The sequence below is a fragment of the Streptomyces sp. NPDC050263 genome (assembly GCF_040655955.1).
Lineage (GTDB): Bacteria > Actinomycetota > Actinomycetes > Streptomycetales > Streptomycetaceae > Streptomyces.
Genome location: NZ_JBFAKW010000106.1, coordinates 1 through 20,970, shown reverse-complemented (window position 1 = coordinate 20,970; position 20,970 = coordinate 1). Strand labels below are relative to the sequence as shown.

At 71.8% G+C, this 20,970-nt stretch carries 17 protein-coding genes; 10 read left to right on the top strand and 7 right to left on the bottom strand.

The window, feature by feature from the left end; genetic code table 11:
• The first annotated feature begins 3 nt into the window (after positions 1-3).
• Positions 4-1,350 carry a cytochrome P450 gene (locus tag AB0J04_RS34295; protein WP_363172518.1) on the top strand — a complete coding sequence of 449 codons (1,347 nt, stop codon included), beginning with the start codon at positions 4-6 and terminating at the stop codon, positions 1,348-1,350.
• Positions 1,351-1,433: 83 nt separating this feature from the next.
• Here the strand turns inward: AB0J04_RS34295 and AB0J04_RS34290 are convergent, their stop codons facing one another.
• From AB0J04_RS34290 to AB0J04_RS34275, 4 genes are all read right to left on the bottom strand, one after another.
• Positions 1,434-2,732: an NAD(P)-binding domain-containing protein gene (locus AB0J04_RS34290; protein ID WP_363172517.1), complete on the bottom strand. Its 1,299-nt coding sequence runs from the start codon at positions 2,730-2,732 to the stop codon at positions 1,434-1,436.
• Between the two features lie 96 nt (positions 2,733-2,828).
• Positions 2,829-3,623, bottom strand: a complete 795-nt coding sequence (locus AB0J04_RS34285; protein WP_363172516.1) for a GntR family transcriptional regulator — start codon at positions 3,621-3,623, stop codon at positions 2,829-2,831.
• Between the two features lie 103 nt (positions 3,624-3,726).
• Positions 3,727-4,743, bottom strand: a complete 1,017-nt coding sequence (locus tag AB0J04_RS34280) for a dihydrodipicolinate synthase family protein (RefSeq protein WP_363172515.1) — start codon at positions 4,741-4,743, stop codon at positions 3,727-3,729.
• A 267-nt stretch (positions 4,744-5,010) separates the two neighbouring features.
• Complete coding sequence (locus tag AB0J04_RS34275; RefSeq protein ID WP_363172526.1) at positions 5,011-5,847, bottom strand: hypothetical protein; 837 nt, start codon at positions 5,845-5,847, stop codon at positions 5,011-5,013.
• A gap of 306 nt (positions 5,848-6,153) precedes the next feature.
• On the opposite strand from AB0J04_RS34275, the gene AB0J04_RS34270 reads away from it, so the two are divergent.
• Entirely contained in the window at positions 6,154-6,864 is a 711-nt protein-coding gene (locus AB0J04_RS34270; protein ID WP_363172514.1) for a nucleotidyltransferase domain-containing protein, read from the top strand.
• Between the two features lie 402 nt (positions 6,865-7,266).
• Positions 7,267-9,483 carry an elongation factor G gene (locus AB0J04_RS34265; protein ID WP_363172513.1) on the top strand — a complete coding sequence of 739 codons (2,217 nt, stop codon included), beginning with the start codon at positions 7,267-7,269 and terminating at the stop codon, positions 9,481-9,483.
• 77 nt (positions 9,484-9,560) lie between these two features.
• Here the strand turns inward: AB0J04_RS34265 and AB0J04_RS34260 are convergent, their stop codons facing one another.
• The gene (locus AB0J04_RS34260) at positions 9,561-11,375 is read right to left on the bottom strand and encodes a coagulation factor 5/8 type domain-containing protein (RefSeq protein WP_363172512.1); all 1,815 of its coding nucleotides are present in this window, start codon (positions 11,373-11,375) and stop codon (positions 9,561-9,563) included.
• 407 nt (positions 11,376-11,782) lie between these two features.
• On the opposite strand from AB0J04_RS34260, the gene AB0J04_RS34255 reads away from it, so the two are divergent.
• Positions 11,783-12,370 carry a hypothetical protein gene (locus AB0J04_RS34255; RefSeq protein WP_363172511.1) on the top strand — a complete coding sequence of 196 codons (588 nt, stop codon included), beginning with the start codon at positions 11,783-11,785 and terminating at the stop codon, positions 12,368-12,370.
• Between the two features lie 151 nt (positions 12,371-12,521).
• On the opposite strand, the gene AB0J04_RS34250 is transcribed toward AB0J04_RS34255, so the two are convergent.
• Entirely contained in the window at positions 12,522-12,914 is a 393-nt protein-coding gene (locus AB0J04_RS34250; protein WP_363172510.1) for an SCO5389 family protein, read from the bottom strand.
• 79 nt (positions 12,915-12,993) lie between these two features.
• Positions 12,994-13,965 carry an ArsA-related P-loop ATPase gene (locus AB0J04_RS34245; protein ID WP_363172509.1) on the bottom strand — a complete coding sequence of 324 codons (972 nt, stop codon included), beginning with the start codon at positions 13,963-13,965 and terminating at the stop codon, positions 12,994-12,996.
• Positions 13,966-14,094: 129 nt separating this feature from the next.
• On the opposite strand from AB0J04_RS34245, the gene AB0J04_RS34240 reads away from it, so the two are divergent.
• The 6 genes from AB0J04_RS34240 to AB0J04_RS34215 all read left to right on the top strand — a co-directional run bounded on the left by AB0J04_RS34240 (position 14,095) and on the right by AB0J04_RS34215 (position 20,842).
• Positions 14,095-14,679 carry a GNAT family N-acetyltransferase gene (locus tag AB0J04_RS34240; protein ID WP_363172508.1) on the top strand — a complete coding sequence of 195 codons (585 nt, stop codon included), beginning with the start codon at positions 14,095-14,097 and terminating at the stop codon, positions 14,677-14,679.
• A gap of 14 nt (positions 14,680-14,693) precedes the next feature.
• The gene (locus AB0J04_RS34235) at positions 14,694-16,232 is read left to right on the top strand and encodes an ABC transporter substrate-binding protein (protein ID WP_363172507.1); all 1,539 of its coding nucleotides are present in this window, start codon (positions 14,694-14,696) and stop codon (positions 16,230-16,232) included.
• A 20-nt stretch (positions 16,233-16,252) separates the two neighbouring features.
• Positions 16,253-18,058, top strand: a complete 1,806-nt coding sequence (locus AB0J04_RS34230; RefSeq protein WP_363172506.1) for an ABC transporter permease subunit — start codon at positions 16,253-16,255, stop codon at positions 18,056-18,058.
• On the top strand, positions 18,055-19,329 hold the full coding sequence (locus AB0J04_RS34225; RefSeq protein WP_363172505.1) for an MFS transporter: 1,275 nt from the start codon (positions 18,055-18,057) through the stop codon (positions 19,327-19,329). Before AB0J04_RS34230 ends, AB0J04_RS34225 begins: the two co-directional genes overlap by 4 nt.
• 51 nt (positions 19,330-19,380) lie before the next feature.
• Positions 19,381-20,007: a hypothetical protein gene (locus AB0J04_RS34220; RefSeq protein ID WP_363172504.1), complete on the top strand. Its 627-nt coding sequence runs from the start codon at positions 19,381-19,383 to the stop codon at positions 20,005-20,007.
• 73 nt (positions 20,008-20,080) lie between these two features.
• Positions 20,081-20,842: a YcnI family protein gene (locus AB0J04_RS34215; RefSeq protein ID WP_363172503.1), complete on the top strand. Its 762-nt coding sequence runs from the start codon at positions 20,081-20,083 to the stop codon at positions 20,840-20,842.
• The last annotated feature ends 128 nt before the right edge of the window (positions 20,843-20,970 follow it).

The following is a 20,970-nucleotide window of genomic DNA, read 5'->3' as shown; positions in this document are numbered from 1 at the left end:
GACATGGACGCCCAACCCACCGCCCCCGTGCCCCCGCCGGGCTGCCCGGCGCACCAGCCCGGCGGCAGAGTGCCCCTGTACGGGTCGGAGTACGCGGCCGACCCGCAGGCCTACTACGCATACCTTCGGCACTACGGGCCCACCGCGCCTGTGGAGATCACCCCGGGAGTCGAGGCCACCCTCGTCACCGACTACGCCACCGCTCTCCAACTCCTGCAGGACTCCGGCTCCTTCCGTAAGGACGCGCGCCGCTGGCGGGACCTCAACGAGGGCCGGATCGCCCCCGACAGTCCCGTCCTCCCCGTGCTCGCCCACCGGCCCAACTGCATGTACAGCGACGGCGCCGAGCATCTGAGGCTGCGTCAGTCCATCACGGACAGCATGTCGCGCATCGACCCGATGCGGCTGAGCCAGAGTGTCGAGCGGATCTCCGACTTCCTCATCTCTCAGTTCGCCGAACGCGGTTCGGCCGACCTCATCGGCTCCTACGCGAAGCAGCTTCCGCTGTTCGTGTTCAACGAGCTGTTCGGCTGCACCGCCGACATCGGCGACCGCGTCTTCTTCGGCATCTCCGGCATATTCGACGGGGTCAACGCCGAGAAGGCGGGCGAGGTGCTGTTCCAGGCCGTCGGCGAGCTGGTCGCCCTCAAGCGGCGCAAGCCCGGCGAGGACGTCACCTCCTGGCTTCTGAAGCATCACACGAACCTGACCGACGAGGAGATGCTGCACCAGGTCGCCCTGCTGCTGGGCGCGGGAGCCGAGCCCCTGGTCAACCTCATCGGCAACACCCTGCACCGGCTGCTCACCGACGACCGGTACGCACACGAGGGCGGGCTGATCGAGGAGGCGATGGACGACACGTTGTGGGAGAACCCGCCCATGGCCACCTTCGCCGCCCACTATCCGGTGTCCGACATGGAGTTCGCCGGCCAGAAACTCACCGCCGGTGACCTGATGCTGGTCGGCTTCGGCGCCGCCAACACCGGCCCCGTGCTGTCGGCGGCCCGCAAGGCCGGCAGCAACCGGGCGCACCTCGCCTGGAGTGCCGGACCGCACGCCTGCCCCTCGAAGGAACCGGCCCGGCAGATCGCCGTGTCGGCCATCGAGAACCTCCTCAACCGGCTGCCGGACGTCGAACTCAGCGTTCCTGAGGAGAGCCTGACGTGGCGTCCGGGCGCCTTCAGCCGCGGTCTCGCCACGCTCCCCGCCCGGTACACCCCGATCAAGCCGGTGACTCGGCCGACTCGGCAGACCGCTGCCCAGGCGTCGGCGCTCCCGACCGCGGTAGCGGCCCGCCAGCCCGAACAGGCAGGTGTGTGGAGCAAGTTCCTCAACTGGCTGACCAAGTAGTTCCACACGAGAAGGCCGGATGCCCGCCCTTTGGGGCGGGCATTCCTTTGCTTCGGGCGTCTTCGCGATGTCACTTCGGGCGGTCACCGGGAGGAGTGCTCCTCCCGCAACTCCCGCAGATACGGTGCCATGTCGACCTGGATCGACGCCCCCTCCCGCTGCCCGTACTGACCCGCGATACCGCTCAGGTACGTCGCGATCTCCTTGTGCATGGACTCCGTCTCCGGCAGCACCGCATCGCCGGTGACGAGCCGCGCGATCCACCGCGCCTGGGCCTCCACCAGCCGCGTGATCGAACCGACGGGGCGGATCAGACCGGCGAAGAACAGGCCGGGACGATCCGGGGCGACGACCCGCTTGTACAGCTCGACCGAGCCCTGCGCGCCGACCGGGCAGCCGGGCTCCAGGAACGGGAAAGTCATCCGGTAGCCGGTGCAGTACACGATCGCGTCGGCCCTGGCCGACGTGCCGTCGGTGAAGGAGACCCGGTCGCCGTCGACGGCGTCGATCGCGGGCCTCGGAGTGACCGCGCCATGGCGGATACGGCTGAAGATCTCGTCGGAGATGGTGATGGCCGAGGCGAAGAGCGGGTGGTCCGGCTCGGGCAGGCCGTAGTCGCCGAGCTTGCCGCGGGCGACCAGCAGGGCCTGTTCGATGAAATGGCGCTGTTCGGACAGGGACATGCTGATCCACCAGGGCGCGTCGGCGATCTGGTCGAGGGCCATGCCGAACAACTGCTTGGGCACGATGTGCAGTCCCCGGCGCACCGAGAGCATTGTCTGCTCGGCGTACCGGGACAGGTCCGCGGCGATGTCCACCGCCGAGGCGCCGAGCCCCACGACGACGACGCGCTGGCCGGTGTACTGGCTGCCGTCGAAGTAGTCGAGGGAGTGGCGAATCGTTCCCGTGAACGTCTCGGCGCCCCTCGGCAGCGCGGGCATCGACGGTTCCGAGTTGTGCCCGGAGGCGACGATCACGTGCGTGAAGCCGCGGGACGAGACGGTGCCGTCGGCATCCCGGCTGACGACCGTCCACCCACCGTCGGTCTCCTGCCGTACGGACTCCACGGTCGTCCTCAGCTCGACCCGGTCCAATATGCCGGCCCACTCGGCGAACGCGCGTAGATAGACGGCGATCTGACTGTGCCGAGGGTAGAGCGGGTAGGCGTCGGGCATCGGGTAGGCGGCGTAGCCCGTGAGCTGTTTGGCGGTGTTGAGGTGCAGCGACAGATATCCGGGGCCGCGCTCGCCCACCTGCGGCCGGCGCCAGATCCCGCCGACGTCGCTCGACTGCTCCAGACAGACGAAGTCGACACCGGCTGTCTTCAGGGCGTGTGCCGTCGCCAGCCCTGACAGACCCGCACCGATCAGACACAGACGCACGGATTCCCCCACAGGTCAGACACCATTCCTTTCACGCACGGGCAATTGAATGCCCGTGCGACGCACCCCTCACTCTTCGCGCACCGGCGACAAGGATCACAGCCGGGATGTCCGGGCCGAGGTGGCGGGAGGGGAGGAGACGGGTATGGGGGACTTCACGGGACGATCCGCCCACTCCCGGGCGAGTGGCTGGGGGCGGGCGGAGGCCCACAGCCCCCGCACATGCCCCAGATGCCGTGTCATGACCTCGCGCACCGCCCGCTCGTCCCGCGCCGACAGGGCGTCCAGCAGCTCAAGATGCTCCTCGGCGGAGGCCGGCAGCCGGCCCGACGCGGAGAGCGCGGTCAGACCGTACAGGCGGGCACGGCCGCGCAGTTCCCGGACGACCTCGACGAGGTGCGCGTTGCCTGCGAGCGCGAGCAGACCGAGGTGGAAACGGGTGTCGGCCTCGACGTAGGCGATCAGATCCCCCGCGACCGCGGCGGCGACGATCTCCCGGGCGGCCGGGCGCAGCGCCTCCAGAGACACCGGGTCGGCGGTCGTCGCCAACGCCACCACCGTGGGAATCTCGATGAGCGCGCGGACGTGCGTGTACTCGTCGAGCTGCTTGTCGGAGACATCGGTGACCCGGAACCCCTTGCTGGGGACGGCGTCCACCAGGCCCTCCTTGGCGAGGTCCAGCATCGCCTCGCGCACCGGGGTCGCCGAGACCCCGAAGCGGGCGACCGGGGTCGGCGCCGAGTACACCTCGCCGGGCCGCAGTTCACCCGCGATCAGCGCGGCCCGCAGGGCGTCGGCGACCCGCTCGCGGTAGCTGCTGCGTCGCCGGCCGAGCACGGGGAGCGACGGCTCGGCGGGCGGCTGGCTGCTGCTCTCGGGCAGGGCGGCCATCGTGGGTCTCCTCGGATGCGGGCTGGGTCGTGTCACCGTGTCATCGGCACCTGTGCCATGTCACGTACCACCAGTATCTACGACCGTGCAGGAGCCTGCCGTGTCACAGCACGAAGCCCGCCGGGAACGGGTCCGTCGGGCCGAGCAGGTACTGGGCCGTGCCGGTGATCCAGGCGCGGCCCGTGAAGCTGGGCAACACCGCCGGACGGCCCGCCACCTCGGTCGTGCCGAGCAGCCGGCCGGTGAACGTGGTGCCGATGAACGACTCGTTCACGAACTCGGTGTGCAACGGCAGTTCGCCCCGCGCGTGCGGCTGCGCCATACGCGCACTCGTCCCCGTGCCGCAGGGCGAGCGGTCGAACCAGCCGGGGTGGATGGCCATCGCGTGCCGGGAGCGGACAGCGGTCGCGCCGGGCGCGTACAGGTGGACGTGATGACAGCCGCGGATGGACGGATCCTCGGGATGGACCGGCTCCGCCTCGGCGTTGATCGCCTCCATCAGCGACAGACCGGCCGCCAGGATGTCGTCCTTGCGGGCCCGGTCGAAGGGCAGCCCGAACTCCTCCAGCGGCAGGATCGCGTAGAAGTTGCCGCCGTACGCCAGGTCGTACCTCACCTTGCGGCCGCCCGGCAGCTTCGCCTCGCGGTCCAGCTCCACCGCGAAGGAGGGGACGTTCTGCAAGGTCACGGACGTGGCCGCGCCGCCCTCGACCGCCACCTCCGCGACGACCAGCCCGGCCGGCGTGTCCAGCCGGATGGTGAAATGAGTGACGACGACACGCTCGTCGGCGCGGTAGGCGTTGGGCGGAAGCAGTATCACCGCCCCGCAGCCCGCCTCGGCCGCCTGCTCGGCCCAGCGCCGGGCCTCCGCCGAACCGTACGCGGCGACCCCCGGCATCACCCGCGCGCCGCCGATCGCGGCCACCGCGGTCTCCGCCACCCTGGCGCGCTTCTCAGGCGTGAGCACCTGGTGCTCGCCCAGGGAACCGTTGGGTACGACGCCGTCGCAGCCGTTGGCCACCAGCCAGGCGCAGCGCTCGGCGTACCGGTCGTAGTCGTACGCGGCCCGTGCCGGGCTGGACGTGGTCCTGGTCGACCGCGGCCCGGTGGCCGGCGGCACGACCGGCGCGGCCGAGGGCAATCTCCTCGTCTCCGACAAGGAGACCCTCCGCTCATGACTTCCCCCACCACCGCTTCCTCGGCCCTCGCCGCCGCCCAGCGCCGACCCTGGAGTGGTGTCCTCGCGGCCACCGCGCTTCCGCTCGCCGACAACCTCTGCGTCGCGATGCCACCGCTCGGTCGCTTGGTCACTCCAGTAATATGTCACATTGCTCTGAGCGGAGGAAGAAGGCATCGGAGGCGCGCCCCGGGCAGGGGCGCGCCAGGCTCAGTCGAACTCGCTGGGCTCCGGGGCCGGCGTACGGCCTTCCCGGACGTCCTTGAGGCGCGTGGTGCCGTGGCTCACCGCGTCCTTGGTGCTGTCGTGATCCGCGCCGTCGAGCCCGCCGTTGGTGACCGTGATCGCGTCGTCCCCGACCCGTACGGCGGCGATGTCGAGGGTGAGCGTGATCGGGGAGCCGCCGGAGACGCCCTGCATGGTCATGGTCAGGCCGTATCGGGCGTCGCCGACCTTGGGCAGGGAGTTCTCGATGACCTCCACGGTGCGGGTGGAGCCGTCCGAGCCGACCGCGTTGAACTGGTCGCACTCGGTCGGGAGCGAATCCAGCCAGTCCAGCTTCGAGTCCAGAGCGGCCCGCTGGTAGGCGGCGACCTGGTAGAGCAGGCGGGAGTCGCCCTCCTGGAAGCCGGTGAGCGCCGACGCCCCGGACGGCTTCCCCAGCAGGTCGTCGGCGTAGAGCCCGTCGAGCAACTGCTGGCAGGCCTCGGACTGCGTCTTGGCGGTGACGAACTGCGCCGCGTCGACGGTGTCGATGAGCAACCGGTCGTGCCAGCTCGCCGCCGTCTTCACCTGCGTCCAGTCGTCCTCCAGATCGCCCTCCGTGATCAGCGCGGTCTGCGCGCCGGCCGGCGTGAGCGGATCGGCGGGGGACGCCGTGGGAGAGGCGGTCGGAGAAGTCGTGGCAGACGTCGTGGGAGACGCGGTGACGGCCCGTTCGGCGATCGGCGAGGCCGTCACGCCCGAGCCGCCTGACGCGCTGTCGTCCCCGTCGGAACAGGCAGCCGTGGTGAGCAGCGTTCCGGCGGCCAGGACGGCGGCCAGCACCCGAGCCGGACGGGCCGGGCGGTTCGGACCGGCCGGGCCCGACGGACGGGGCGGGCAGGACGGACGGGACGACGGGCGAGGGCTGGTCACGAGTACCTCCTGAGGACGGGGGTCGGCTGCCCCTGCCCTCCACCGCACCACCGGCCGGGCCGCTCGACCAGCGCAATGAGCCGTACGGGTGAAGCGCGAAGGGCGGGGCGGCTTCGGGAAATGCGAGGTGGTCCGAGCCGAGGCCGGGCATCATGGCGGTCCCGTCGCCCGCACCGCGCCGGGTGATCATCGTCGGGAGAACGACCGGGGGCACCTGTGACCGTCACCAACATCCTGCTGTCCGGAATCGTCGGCTCGACCGCCTACGGACTCGCCCACGAAGGCTCCGACATCGACCGCCTCGGCATGTTCGCCGCCCCCACCGAGGAACTGCACGGTCTGCACGGGCCGAAGGAGTCGCACGTCAGCACGGCGCCCGACCGCACCCTGCACGAGGCCGCGAAGTGGTGCCGGCTCGCCCTCGGAGGCAACCCGACCGTGATGGAACTCGTCTGGCTGCCGGCGGAGTCGTACGAGGTGCGGACCCCACTGGGCGACGAACTCATCGCCGTCCGCGACACGTTGCTCGGCGCGCACCGGGTCCGCGACGCCTATCTCGGCTACGCCACACAGCAGTTCCGCAAACTGCAGAACCGCAGTCAGGGCCCTCTCTCCGAGGACGTCCGCAAGCGGACCGCCAAGCACGCACGCCACCTCAAGCGGCTGTGCACCCAGGGCTACGAGCTCTACGCCACAGGGCAGTTGACGATCCAGGTGGACGACCCGGAGAGCTACCACCGGTTCGGCGAACAGGTCGCCGCCGATCCCGAAGCCGCGCTGCCGCTGCTGCGCGGCTTCGAGGAGGCGTTCGCCGAGACCAGCAGCGTGCTGCCCGAACACCCCGACGACAAGGCCGCCGACGCATGGCTGCGCCGGGTGCGGCGGCAGTTCTACCCGACCGCCCAGGACACGCCCGGCACGCGATGATCCTGCACGCGATGACGCGGCACGCGATAAATCACGTGCCGCGCACGACCGTCCGCCCCTAGACTCGCCGAACACCGAGCGCAGCCCACGACCATGACGCGGCTGTGCGGCACCGAGACGAACGAGGGGAGCACGGCCATGCGTGACCACACCGCTGTCGTCGTTCCCCGCTCCCGCTACGAGGTGATCCTCGTGTCTACGTCCGTCCGGTGCTCGCTGCGCGGCCGGCACCGGATGTCCTGACGAACGCCTGAGCACTCCAACGCGCCGTCACTGCCCTATGGCTGACGGCACGTCAGACAGGTCGGATCTGATCTCGCAGCTCGCAGACATTCGACGCTCACTGCCCTCGTCGGGAAATCGCGCTGCCCGTTCTCGGAACACCCCGAAAGGCCAAGGGCCGTGCGCAACAACCTCGACCGTCCTCTCTCCGCCGTGCGCAACCTGGGCATCCTCGCCCATGTCGACGCGGGCAAGACCACCGTCACCGAGCGGATCCTGTACGCGACCGGCAGCACGCACAAGCGCGGCGAGGTCCATGACGGCACGACCATCACCGACTTCGACCCTCAGGAGCGAGACCGTGGGATCACCATCTTCGCCGCGGCCGTCAGCTGCGACTGGGACAGTCACCGCATCAACCTGATCGACACCCCCGGGCACGTCGACTTCGCCGACGAAGTGGAGCGATCCCTGCGGGTGCTCGACGGGGCGGTCGCGGTGTTCGACGCCGTCGCCGGCGTGGAGCCGCAGAGCGAGTCCGTGTGGCGACAGGCCGACCGGCACGGCGTGCCGAGGATCGCGTTCGTCAACAAGCTCGACCGGGCGGGCGCCGACCTCGACGCCGCGGTGGCGTCGATCCGGGCACGGCTCCATCCGGTCCCGCTGGTCGTGCACCTGCCGATCGGCGTGGAGGACGGCTTCACCGGCGTCGTCGACCTGCTCCGCATGCGGGCGCTGACCTGGAGCGACGGCGGTGACACCGGCGTCGAGTGCGTCGTCGAAGGGGCGGTGCCCGAGGAGCTGCGGGAGGAGGCGCGGCGTCGGCGCCGAGTGCTGGAAGAGGCAGTGGCGGAACGACACCCGGCCGCGCTGGAGGAGTTCTGCGACCGGGAGACACTGTCCGCGGAGACTCTCTCCGGAGCATTGCGCGACCTGACCCGTACAGGTGACGGGGTGGTCGTGCTGTGCGGCTCGGCCTACCGCAACCGGGGTATCGAGCCACTGCTCGACGCGGTCGTCGCCTATCTGCCGTCGCCGCTGGACGTGCCGCCGGTATGCGGTATGCACGACGGAGCTGACGGTATGCGAAACGCGGGCGGCAGTATGCACGCGGCTGTCGACCGTATGCAGAAGGCTTCTCGCGGTATGCACGACGGTGTCGACCGTATACAGGATGTCGTCGGCGAGCAGCGGCCCGCCGACCCCGCCGCGCCGTTCGCGGCGCTCGCGTTCAAGGTCAGCGCCACGCCCACGGGTCGGCTCACCTACCTGCGGGTGTATTCGGGCACGATCGAGAAAGGAGACGCGGTGTGGGAGTCGGGCACGCGACGCACCGAGCGGATCGGCCGGATCCTACGCGTACAGGCCGACCGGCACGCCCAGCTGGAACGCGCGGTCGCCGGGGACATCGTGGCTGTGGTCGGGCTGAAGTCGGCCCGCGCGGGCTCGACCCTGTGTGCGCCCGAGGCGCCCATCGTTCTCGAGCCGCCGGGGGTCCCCGACCCGGTCGTCTCCGTGGCGGTGGAGGCGTGCACGAGCGCCGACGCCGACCGGCTGGCCACGGCGCTCGCCCGGCTCGCGGAGGAAGATCCGTCGCTGGTCGTGCGGACCGACCCGGAGACGGGTCAGACCGTGCTGTCCGGCATGGGTGAACTGCACCTGGAGGTCGCGGTGGAGAAGATCCGCCGCAGCCTGGGACTGGAGGTCAAGGTGGGGCGTCCGAGGGTGACCTACCGAGAGACGGTCGTCCGTGGGGTGTCCGGCCTGGACTTCCGGCACGTCAAACAGGACGGTGGCGCGGGTCAGTTCGCGCATGTCGTGCTCACTGTCGAACCTCTCGGTGAGAGCGATGCGCGCGATGCAGGGGGCGCGGTCGATGCGGGCGGTGAAGCCGAAACCGGTTTCGCGTTCCGTTCGACCGTCGTCGGTGGACGAGTGCCGCAGGAGTTCGTGCGCGCCGTCGAGGCCGGCTGCCGGGACGCCCTTGCCGAGGGCCCCCTCGGCGGGCACCCCGTCACCGGGCTGCGGGTCACCCTGACCGACGGGGCGACCCACGTGAAGGACTCGTCCGAGATGGCCTTCCGCACGGCAGGCCGGCTCGGGCTCCGGGAGGCCCTGCGCGGCTGTGTGATGGCCGTGCTGGAACCGGTTGTCGAGGTCACGGTCACCGTGCCCGAGGACGCCGTCGGCGGAGTCCTCGGCGACCTGGCCGGCCGACGCGGGCGGATCAGCGACTCGGCCGTGCGCGGCGGCTCGGCGGTGGTCACCGCCACCGTGCCGCTGGCCGAACTGTTCGGCTACGCGACCCGGTTGCGCAGCCGGACACAGGGCCGAGGCACCTTCTCGGCCCGCCCGACGGGATACGCCCCGGCGCCGGCAGCGGCGACGACGCGATAGGCCCCGGGAGCGGGGTGTGGGTCCCCGGAACCTCGGCTCGAGGTTCCGGGGACCCACACACTCCGGCTTGCCGTCCCTCAGGGGTAGGAAACCACGGTGGACGGCACCGTCGACGTGCCGGACGTCGGTGCTCCGAGGTCGTTGACGACGTGCTCGTACTGCCCGTTGCCGCCGAGGGAGACCACCAGCAGGTCGTGAAACTTCACACCCGGCACGTTCGGAGCGGCGAAGCCGTGGTGCTGGACGATCGTGGGGTCGACGTTGTAGAAGCAGTAACTGCCCAGGCCCCAGCCCTCGTGCGTGGTGACGTTGTCACCGACCTTGTAGGCGGCGAAGCCCTTCATCGCCCCGTTCTGGATCGCCGCCTGGTTCGGCGCGTCGTACGCCTTCTCGTTCTGGAAGAAGATCGTGCGGCCGCGCTGGCCGTACCACTGCACGTCGTACTTGTTGAAGTGCTCCACGAACAGGCCGGTGGCCAGCACGTCGTCACCGTTGACGACGACTCCGTAGTCGGCCCGGTTGGTGTCCCAGCCGACGCCCTCGCCGTGGTCGGCACGCCACACCCAGGTGTGGTCGACGATCGTGTGACGGCTGTTGATCACCATGCTGGTCGTGGCCTTGCCGGGGCCGGCCCCGCCGATCCGGACGAAGACGTCCTGGACGGTGGTCGGGTTGGCGGAGTGGTCGCGCCGGGCTCCCGGCGGGCCGATTTCCAGCAGCGTCGAGGAGTTGACGGGTCCGGCGTCGACGAGGAAGCCGGCGAGCCGGACCCCGTCGACGTCGGCGACCTTCAGCGCGGTGACGCCGTTGTCGGGGATCAGGGTGGCGTAACCCAGGCCCAGGACAACGGTGTTGGCGCGGGTCACCCGGATCGGCTGGTCCAGGTGGTAGATGCCCGGCGTCAGCAGCAGGTTCAGGCCCTGGGCGAGAGCCTGGTTGAGCTTGGCCGCGGAGACGCCCGGCTTGGCGACGTAGAACCGGGACAGGGGCAGCGAGTTGCCGCGCGGTGTGCCGTTGCCCCAGGAGACCCCGCGAGCGTTCGTCCGTTTGGCGGGCAGGAAGACCCGGAACTCTTCGTCGACGCCGTCGCCGTCGACGTACAGGAAGGGCTTCTCCCGTGAGACGGGGGTCGTTTCGAGGGTGGTGTAGGGCGGGTTGGGGAAACTCTGGGCGGGAGCGCCCTCGACGCCCGAGAACACCATGTTCCACACGCCGTTGAGCCAGCTGCCGATGGAACTGTCCCGCGTGTACCACTGCTGTTGCGAGTACGGGCCGATCTCGCCCTCGACGCGGCTGTCGGCGATGTAGCCGCCACTGGCCCAACCGTATCCGGACGGGGCGAGGTTGAGGCCGCCGCGTATGTGCATCCGGCGGAAGGGGGCCGCCTGGGCGACCGCCCACCGGTTGGTTCCGCCGGCCGGGACGAGCGCGAGGTTCTCCGCCGAACGCCAGAAGTTCTGCGTCGCGTTGCCGCCGAACCAGCCCGCGTCGACCGTCACGTCCCCGTTGATGGTGGTGTCGTCGGGGGACAGGCCGAGGCCTGCGATGGAGGTGTAGAAACCGAGTTGGGCGTTCAAACCGTGGTAGGTGCCCGGCTTGAACAGCAACGCGTAGCGCCCGGTGCCGAATTGGGCCGACTCCTGTTGCCGGAACACCTCGTCCACTCGGGCCTGGATCTCCGGGGTCGCCGGGCCGAAGACGAGTACGTTCGGCCCGAGGTCGCCACCGCCCGGCAGAGCGTGCGGACAGTCGCCGTCCTGAGCGGAAGCCGCCGCGGAGGCCGACGGGGAGGCCGCTGCGGACAGGGCGGGCACGGCCGCGGCGGTGGCGGCGACCGCGAGGACGGCTCTGCGGCGCACGGCGGGCGGGTCCGACGGCGGGGTGTGGTTCATGGGCGGCTCTCCTCGGTACAGGCCGCTCGGCGTGAACGGCTGATTTAAGGAAGTGAACGGACAGCGGTCTTGAGAGCGCTCTCTCAGCGCTGAATGCTTCAACTACCCGAACGTGCACGTCAAGTGGCGGGAGCGGCGTTCGCGCGAGAACCGGGTTGCCCGCCCTGCGAGTCGCTGTGAGGCTCGCCCCATGCCCGTGCCCGTGCCCGTGCCCGTGCCCGTGCCCGTGCCCGCGCCTATGCCCGTGCCGGTGCTCACGGTCGAGGAACGCGGCAGGGCACGAGGTGACATGCCCGCTGCGGCTTCGTCACCGGCGAGCGGTGCTTCACGCGAACGGGTGATGTTCCCGAGCGAGGGCACGCGGGACTGAGGTGGGCCGTTGTGCGGGTGACGGGATCTTCCCGCTCATGACGACCACGGGGGTGGCTGTGAGCCTGCATTTCCAGCGCAACGCGGACGGCACGACGACCGGGCGCAACGACAAGAGCGGCTTCACGGTCACTTTGGCCGACGAGGACGAGGTGCACCGGCTGGTGCACGAGGATGCCGGCTGGCAGTACACGCCACCGCCCCCGTCGCCCCCACCGACGTCGACGCCCCCGTCGCCGTCGGCTCCGGGGGTCCATCGATTCGCCTTGGTGCACGAAGAGTTCGGGAGTGACTTCCGAGACGAGCGGTACGAGAGCTTGCGCACGCGTCCGCCCAGCGGCTGTCAGCCGGTCGACTTCGGCTGCTTCGCCCTGCAGTGTGAGCGGCCGGGAGCCACGCTTCTGGGCGCCGTGTCCGACACCGTCGCGGAGATTCGTCGCGAACACGGGGTGGTGATGAACAGCCTCGGCATCGAGGAGCCTGACGAGTGGCTGGCGAACGACCGGGATGGTTACGGGGCGCAGACCGTCGCGCAGCTGCTGCTGACGGTCGCCCATCGCGCCGCGTTCCTCGGATACGGGCGGAAGGATCTGGTGCGGCTGCTTGACGCGGCGGGTGTCCGGTAGGGCGGGACGTCCGGCGGCGAAGGGGACCGGTGGTGCGGGTGGCCGGCGGTCGGGAGAGGCAGCCGACCGGCCCGAGCGGCTGCCCGATCCCGTCGGCTGCCCGATCAGCTGCCCGACCTGACGGCGGACCGGAGGGCCGACGGCCGACGGCCTAGCAGTCCCGCAACACCGCGGACTGGTTCAGTACCTGTGCCCGCGTCGACGTGAATCGCGCGAAGGTCTCTCCGTCCCGTGCCCCCGGGCGGAACGCCGCCACCCGGTGGCAGTTCTGGAAGGCCAGAGTGACGTCGAAGTGGCGTTCCAGGCTGCTGCGGATGGCGTCGCTGGCGAGGGCGCGGAGGAGTTGGCCGCGCTCCTGCTCGGACGCGGGAGGGGTCTGGTTGTCGGTGAACTCACCGATGCCGGCGTGCAGTTCGGTGGCGAGGAAGGCGACGAGGTCGTACGCGTAAGGGAGGGACGTGCGGACCGTGTCCACGAAGTCCTCCTCACGGATGTCACCGGCTTCGGCCTCGGCGAGGAGCTTCGGGGAGACATCGAGAGACATGGGTGTCGGTCCTGTTCTTGAGGAGGGAAGGGGGTGGGGGGAGGGGGTGGAGGGGGAGGTGGGAGGCCCCCCAAAGGATTCAGGCCAGTGACCCCGGCCCCGCCACGAACTCCGGGTCCACCTGCGCCGCCAGATCCCGGCCCGTTGCCTCGTTGGCCCAGGATTCGGCGTTGCGCAGGTGGAAGTGGACGGCGTGGTGGTGGAGGGTGGGCCAGTCCTTGGGGCGGGCGTCGACCGTCTTGCGCAGGATGTTGAGGGCGTGGCGGTTGGTGTCCTCCAACTCGCCCTGGGGGCTGCCGCGTTCGGCGGAGCGGACCCAGGGGGAGAGGGCGAGGTGGGTGAGGAGGTCGTCGCCCACCTGTTCCTTGAGGAAGAGGAGATCGTCCTCGCCGGTCACCTTGTTGCCGACCACTGCGAGGGGGATGTCGAACTCGCGGGCGTGGTCGCGGTACTGGCGGTAGACGGAGACGCCTCTGCGGGTGGGTTCGGCCACCAGGAACGTCATGTCGAAGCGGGTGAAGAGGCCGGAGGCGAAGGCGTCGGCGCCGGCGGTCATGTCCATCACCAGATACTCGCCGGGGCCGTCCACGAGGTGGTTCAGGTAGAGCTCCACGGCGCCCAGTTTGGAGTGGTAGCAGGCCACGCCCAGGTCGCTCTCGTCGAACGCGCCGGTCACCATGAGCGGCACGCCGCCGATCGGCTGGACGTGGCGGGTGTGGAGTTCGTCGTCGCCGAGCAGGCGCAGCAGCCGGGAGCCGCGGCCCGGTGGGGTCGTCTTGACCATGGCTTCGCGGGAGGCGATCCGCGGGTTGGTGCCGCGCAGCAGGTCCTTGATTTCGCCGAGGTGCCCGGCCAGGGGCGGGGCCGTGAAGGCGGGTGTGCCGGCCGTGGGGTCTGTGCCGGCCGTGGGGTCCAGGGCCTCGGACAGGTGCTGGTTGATGTCGCCGTCCACGGCGAGTACCGGTGCGCCGGACTGCGCCAACTGCCGGGCGAACAGGGCCGACAGTGTCGTCTTGCCGCTGCCGCCCTTTCCCACGAAAGCGACGCGCATCACCGCACCGCCTTTTTGAAAATGAATGTCATGTGGCTAGGTTTAGGGCGTGACGTGACCTCTGTCAAATCCCCGGGGTGAGGCGGTCGGGTGATCGAATGGGGCGCGCTTAATGCATATGATGCGCAAGTGCTTGAGTACTGCATAAGGCCTGCGGGCCCAGAGGACCTCGACGGCGCCCGGGCCGTCATGCTCGACACCGTCTACCGCGATTTCGGTACCGGTTACGTGCCGCGCTGGCACGGCGACATCATCGATCCGGTCGCCTCCTATCTGGTCCCCGCCCGCCATACCCTGCTGGTCGCGCTCGACGCCGAGGGACAGGTCGTCGCCACGGGCGCCCTGGATTCCCGCGGCCCCCTCCACCCGCCGAACCCCCGGCATGTCGCCGAGCGCTATCCCTCCGGCGAGAGCGCCCAGTTGCGCCGCGTCTACGTCCGCGCCGAGCACCGGCGGCGGGGCCTCGCCCGGCGGCTGGTCGCCGAACTGCTCGCCTTCGCGGTCGCGGACGGCGGCTACCGGGCCGTCTATCTGCACACCGACCCCGCCGTGGAAGGCGCCGAAGGCTTCTGGCGATCGCTCGGCACGGTCGTGCACGACGAGCGTGAGGACCCGGACGGCGGTCAGGGAATCGTGCACTTCGACGTCCCCTTCGACGTCCCACTCGACACCCTCGCCTCCCTCCACCCCGACGCCGTCTCCCCCCACCTCTAGGCCGGTAACCCCCCATGCGCTTCCCCCGCCGCCGACGCTCCTCCTGCCCTCCCCGCTCTCCCCGCCCACCCCGGAGCCTCGCCGCTCTCCTCCTCGCCCCTCTCCTCACCGGCTGCTTCGCCTCCTCCGGTGGTGACGACGGCGAGAAGTCCGGAGCCGACGACGGCTCCCGCCTGCGGGTCGCGCTCGCCTTCCCGCCCGCCGAGAACCTCTCGCCGTACGGCGCAGACGCGACGATCCTCAGCCGTCTCGGCGTCACCGAAGGGCTGACCGCCCTCGACGCCAACGGCGCCGCCGCGCCCGCCCTCGCCGCGTCCTGGCGTCGCGAGGACGACCGCACCTGGCTGTTCACCCTGCGCGAGGCCGCCTTCCAGGACGGCACCGACGTCACGCCCGCCGCCGTCGCGGCCTCCCTCACCCGCGCCACCGAGGCCGAGCCCGCGCCGGCCGCCCTCGCCGGCGTCGACCTCACGGCGAAGACGGAGGGCGCCACCGGCGTGCGCGTCACCACCGCCGCGCCCGACCCCGTCCTGCCCCTGCGGCTCTCCAGCCCGAGCCTCGCCGTCCTCGCCCCGAAGGCGTACGGGAAGAAGGCCGCCGTCGACCCGGTCGGAACCGCCACCGGTCCCTTCGAGCTCACCAAGGCGACCGGCACGACCGTCGCCGAACTCGACCGCTTCGACGACTACTGGGGCGGCCGGGCCCAGGCCTCCGGCATCGAGGTGCGGTTCGTCGCCGACGGCACCGCCCGCGCCAACGCCCTGCGCACCGGACAGGTCGACCTCGCCGAGGCGATACCCGTCGCCCAGGCCGCCACCCTCGACGCCAAGACCCGCCGCGAGACCGCCACGACCCGTACCACCAGCCTGCTGCTCAACACGAAGTCGGGCGTGTTCAAGGACCCGGCCCTGCGCGCCGCCGCCCGTGCGGCCGTCGACACCTCCGCCCTCGCCGACGGCGTCTACGAAGGGCACGCCGACGCAGGCGCCGGGATCTACGGCCCCGCCGTCACCTGGGCCGCGGGCAAACGCGTGCAGCCCGCCGGACGGGCGAAGGCCGGTGACCCCGGCGGGGCCTCCGTCACCCTCGCCACCTATGACAACCGGCCCGAACTCCCCGAAGCGGCCCAGGTGTTGAAGCAGCAGTTGGAGAAGGCCGGCTTCCGGGTGAAGCTGGAGGTGCGTGAGTACTCGCGGTTGGAGAGCGACGCGCTCGCCGGGAAGTTCGACGCTGTCGTCGGCGCTCGCAACAGCCTTCTCGACACCGGCGACCCCGTCTCCGTCCTGGCCGGTGACTTCACCTGCGACGGCGGCTACAACCTCGCCCTGCTGTGCGACAAGGGAGTCGACACGGCCGTCGGCGCCGCGCAGACGGTCGCCGACACCGACCTGCGACAGGACGCCGCGATGGCCGCCGAGGCGAGGATCCTCGGCGCCGACGCCGTCGTCCCGCTGGTCCACCAACGCGTCATCACCGGCGTCGGCGCCAAGGTCGGCGGCGTGCTGCTCGACCCGTACGAGCGCACCCTCGTCGGCACCGGGACCCGGCGCTGACGGCATCCGGCGGCGACGGCATGAGAAGCAGGGTGGGCGCGCTGCTGTGGCGGGCCGCACTGGCCGGGCTGCTGGTGTGCGGGATCGGGCTGCTGCCCTGGCTCTCGCACACCGACCCGGCGCTCACCGTACTGAAGGCGCGGTCCGCCGACCGTGACGCCACCCCCGAGGTGCTCGCCGCCGTCCGTGCCCGACTCGGCCTGGACGACGGCCCGTTGCACCTTCTCGGGCAGTGGCTCGCGGGCCTGCCGCGCGGGGACGCCGGACGGTCCTGGATCTCCGGCGCCGACGTCATGCCCGGCGTCCTTCAGGCCCTGGGCGTGTCGCTGCTGCTGATGACGGTGGCGCTGGCGGTCGCGGTGGTCACCGCCGCCGGGGTGTGCGCCCGCACCCTGTATCTGGGTGCGCGGCGAGGGCTCGACGGCCGGCCCGCCGGCGGGTCCGGCTCCGCCGTGCTCGCCGCGCTGCCGGAGTTCCTCACCGCGTCCGTCCTCGCCACAGTGGTCGGTGTGCAGTGGGGTTGGCTGCCCGCCCTCGGCTGGTACGGCCCGCAGTGGACCGTGCTGCCCGCGCTCGCCCTCGGCCTGCCCGCCGGCGCGGTCCTCGGGCGGCTCCTCGACGACCAACTGCCCGCCGCCTTCGCCGAGCCCTGGGCGCAGGCCGCCGCCGCGCGCGGACTGCCCGGCGGGAGCATCGCCCGTAAGGCGCTGCGCCGTTGTGTGCCCGGACTGCTGCCCAACGTCGCGCTGTTCGTCGTGGGGCTGAGCGGCGGATCCGTGGCCGTGGAGCAGATCTTCGACATCCCCGGGCTCGGCCGGACCACCCTCCAGGCCGCGATCGCCCAGGACCTGCCCGTCCTCCAGGCCGGCGCTCTCGTCCTCGTCGGCCTCGCGGCTCTCGCCTCCGGTCTCGCCCGGCTGGGCGCCCGGTGGCTCATCGGCCCGGCCCTGCGCGACGGTGCTTTGCATACACTCCACGGACCGCCGCCGACCGTCCGCAGGATCCTGCCTCTTGCATACAGTCTTCTGCTGGCTGTCGTCACCGGCCTCGGCCTGCCCCGCGACCCGCTCGCCCTCGACACCGCCGCCCGTCTCCGACCCCCCTCCGCGGCCCATCCCTTCGGTACCGACGCGCTCGGTCGCGACGTGCTCGCCCGGGTCGCGCACGGGGCCCTCGACACCCTGCTTCTCGCCCTCGCTGTCAGCGCGCTCGCACTCACCGCCGGCGTCCTGCTCGGGCTGCTGCCCCGGCTGTCCGGGCCGCTCGTCGACACCGTGAACGCCGTACCGCCCGTCCTCGCCGCGCTCCTCGTCGCCGCGGTCCGGGGCGGCGGGCCCATGACGCCCGTCCTCGCCGTGGCGGTGGTGGCCTGGGCGCCGCTCGCCGCGCACACCTGCGCGCTGCTGCGGCAGGAGCGGGCGACCGTCCACCTCACCGCCACCCGCGCCCTCGGGGCCGACCCCTGGTACCTGTTGAGGAGCGAGCTCCTGCCCGCCGTTCTGCCGCCGGTCGCCCGCCACGCCCTCCTGCGCCTCCCCGGCATCGCCCTCGCCCTGGCCTCCCTCGGCTTCCTCGGCCTCGGCGCGCAGCCGCCGTCCCCCGAGTGGGGTCTGCTCCTCGCCGAGAACCAGCCCTACGCCGAACGCGCCCCCTGGGCCGTCCTCGCCCCCGCCGCCGTCCTGGCGTTGCTCGGCGCGCTCGCGGTGACGGCGGCCGGAGCGCTGCGACGGCCACGCCGACGACGCACGGCAGACCTGGACAGCCCGAGCGGCCCGGACGCCACCGAACAGGCGTATCCCGCACGTGAGTCGGTGAGGGGCCGGTGAAGGCGACGCACCTCTCCCCGCGCCGGAGGGCGAGCGAGGCCACTCGACTCACGCCGCTGCTACGGCTGCTGATCCTCACTCAACTCGCCTTCAACATAGGCTTCTTCGCCGTCCTGCCCTTCCTCGCCGAGCATCTGGGCGAGGCGGTCGGCATGGCGGGCTGGCTGGTCGGGTTCGTGCTGGGGCTGCGGACCTTCAGTCAGCAAGGGCTGTTCGTGGTCGGCGGCGCACTGGCCGACCGGTACGGTGTGCGGCCCGTCGTCCTCGCCGGGTGCGTGCTGCGGATCGCCGGGTTCGGCTGGCTCGGGTACGCCGGGCAGGTCTGGACGGTCGTCGGGGCGGTGCTGCTGATCGGGTTCGCCGCCGCGCTGTTCTCGCCGGCCGTCGAGTCCGAGGTGGCCCGGCAGGCCGTCGCGCACGAGGAGTCGGGCGGCGGGGCGCGGACCCGGGTGCTGGCGCTGTTCACCGTCGCCGGGCAGGCCGGGACGTTCGTCGGGCCGCTGCTCGGCGCGCTGCTCCTCGAGGTCGACTTCCGCGCGGTGTGTCTGGCCGGCGCGGGGGTCTTCGTGCTCGTCCTGGCCGCGCACGCGTGGCTGCTGCCGCAGCAGATCCCCGGCCGGACCCGGGTCCAAGTGCGGGGCGGTGTGGGCCCGTTGCTGCGCAACCGCCGCTTCCTCGCCCTCGCCTGCGCCTACGGGGCCTACCTGCTCGCCTACAACCAGCTCTATCTCGCCCTCCCCGCCGAGGTGGAGCGGGCGGCCGGTTCGCAGGCGCCGCTGGCGTGGTTGTTCGCGCTGTCCTCGGTGCTCGTGGTGACCGCCCAACTGCCGGTCACCCGGTGGGTGGGGGAGCGGCTGAGCCTGCGCCGCTCGATGGCGGCCGGACTCGCGCTGATCGCCGCCGGGTTCGCCGCCGTGGCCGCCGCGCTGCCCGCCGGGCGCACCGGGACGGCCGGGCTCCTGCCCGCGGCCGGGTTCGTCGTGCTGCTCACCCTCGGCCAGATGCTCGTCGCGCCCGCCGCCCGCGCCTGGGTGCCCGACCTCGCCGAAGAGGGCCGACTCGGCCTGTACACGGGGGCGTTGTCCTCGGTCTCCGGCCTGATCGTGCTCGTCGGAAGCGCGGCCGCCGGCAGCCTGCTCGACTCCGGGCTGCCGTCGGCCGTGCCGTGGGTGTTGCTGGCCGCGGTACCGGGTGCGGCTGTCGTTCTGCTGCCCCGCACCGCTCCCACGGCTCCCACGGCTTCCACAGCTTCCACGGCTCCCACGGGGTGAACGCGGGAGCGGTCGCAGTCGTATCGGTCGGGCGTGGGAGGATCCCGCATCATGAGTGCGTCCCCGGCGGTCCGGAGTCTGCGCGCCGCGGTGTTCGCCGCGGTGTGTGTGCTGCTGGCCGCCGCCGGGCACGGACTCGCCACGGGTGACGCGCCGCCGCCGTGGGCGGACGGAGTCGGATTCCTGGCCGTCTTCGCCGCCGGGTGGCTGCTGGGCGCCCGCGAGCGCTCGCTGCCCGGGATCGGCTCGGCCATGCTGGTCACCCAGGCCGGCCTGCACGTCGCCTTCGACGCCGCCCGCTCCCGTACGGCCGCGCGGACCAGGCCCGCGATGTCCATGACGTCCGCGCACCACGGCATGCCCCTGCACACGCACCTGCACACCCACACCGCCACGGCGGCCATGACCCCGCACGCCACCGTCGCCCACGTCCTCGCCGCGCTCGCCGCCTCCTGGTGGCTGCGGCGCGGGGAGGCCGCCCTGTGGTCGCTGCTGCGCTGGGCGGTCGCCTTCCTGCCGGGCCTCGCGGCCTGGTGGCGGGCCGCCCGCGTCCCGCGGCCGCCCGCCGTGCCGTCCGTCCGCCCCGCCGCCCCGGCTTCCGTCCCGGCCCGGCAGTCGCTGCTCCGGCATGCCGTGAGCCGTCGCGGACCGCCCCCGCCGATCCCGTACGCGATCTGAACCCGAGCCGGCCCCGAGCCGGGCCCACACCTTCCTGTACGGAGATCACCCACTCATGTCCACGACCACACCCATGACCACAGCCACATCCACACCCACGTTCACACCCACACCCACGACACGCCCCGCCCTGCGCCGGGCCGCTCTCGGCACCGTCCTCGCCGCCGCCGCGGTTCTCACCGCGGCCGGCGCCGCCTCCGCGCACGTCACCGTCCATCCCGAGAGCTATGCCGAGGGCGCCACCGACGGCCTCCTCAGCTTCCGGGTGCCGAACGAGGAGGACACCGCGAGCACCACCGAGGTCCAGGTCTTCCTGCCCACCGACCATCCCGTGCTCGGCGTGCTGGTCCGTCCGCAGGACGGCTGGACGCCGAAAGTGACCACCACCGAGCTCAAGACGCCGGTCAAGACGGACGACGGCACCATCACCGAGGCCGTCTCCGAGATCACCTGGACCGGCGGGAAGATCACCGCCGGCCAGTACGAGGACTTCGACGTCGCCTTCGGTCAGCTCCCCGACGACACCGCCCAGTTGGCCTTCAAGGCCCTGCAGACCTACTCCGACGGCAAGACCGTCCGCTGGATCGAGGAGGCCGCGGCGGGCGCGGACGAGCCGGAGAACCCGGCGCCCGTGCTGAAGCTGACGACGGTGAGCGCCAAGAGCACCGACACCGCCGCGAGCGGCACGAAACAGGCTGCTGCCGCCGGCACAGCCACCGCCGCCGTCGGCGACTCCACCGCCCGTGGCCTCGGTGTCGCCGGGCTGGTCGTGGGGGTGCTGGGCCTCGCGGCTGCGGGCTTCGCCGTCGTACGGACGCGGCCGACACGCTCGTAGCCCTGCCGGAGCGGATGGGGACGGGCCCGGACCAAGAGTGTGGTCCGGGCCCGTCCCCGTACGTGCCGGCAGAGCTACCGGGGTTCATTCGCAGTGCATCGGGCTTCAGCCCGGTGGTGAAGCGAATC

Coding starts and splice junctions, on each gene's coding strand:
- AB0J04_RS34220 (WP_363172504.1), top strand. CDS start 19,381: ATGAGTGCGTCCCCGGCGGTCCGGAGTCTGCGCGCCGCGGTGTTCGCC.
- AB0J04_RS34285 (WP_363172516.1), bottom strand. CDS start 3,623: ATGGCCGCCCTGCCCGAGAGCAGCAGCCAGCCGCCCGCCGAGCCGTCG.
- AB0J04_RS34255 (WP_363172511.1), top strand. CDS start 11,783: ATGACGACCACGGGGGTGGCTGTGAGCCTGCATTTCCAGCGCAACGCG.
- AB0J04_RS34260 (WP_363172512.1), bottom strand. CDS start 11,375: ATGAACCACACCCCGCCGTCGGACCCGCCCGCCGTGCGCCGCAGAGCC.
- AB0J04_RS34215 (WP_363172503.1), top strand. CDS start 20,081: ATGACCACAGCCACATCCACACCCACGTTCACACCCACACCCACGACA.
- AB0J04_RS34245 (WP_363172509.1), bottom strand. CDS start 13,965: ATGCGCGTCGCTTTCGTGGGAAAGGGCGGCAGCGGCAAGACGACACTG.
- AB0J04_RS34250 (WP_363172510.1), bottom strand. CDS start 12,914: ATGTCTCTCGATGTCTCCCCGAAGCTCCTCGCCGAGGCCGAAGCCGGT.
- AB0J04_RS34230 (WP_363172506.1), top strand. CDS start 16,253: ATGAGAAGCAGGGTGGGCGCGCTGCTGTGGCGGGCCGCACTGGCCGGG.
- AB0J04_RS34295 (WP_363172518.1), top strand. CDS start 4: ATGGACGCCCAACCCACCGCCCCCGTGCCCCCGCCGGGCTGCCCGGCG.
- AB0J04_RS34235 (WP_363172507.1), top strand. CDS start 14,694: ATGCGCTTCCCCCGCCGCCGACGCTCCTCCTGCCCTCCCCGCTCTCCC.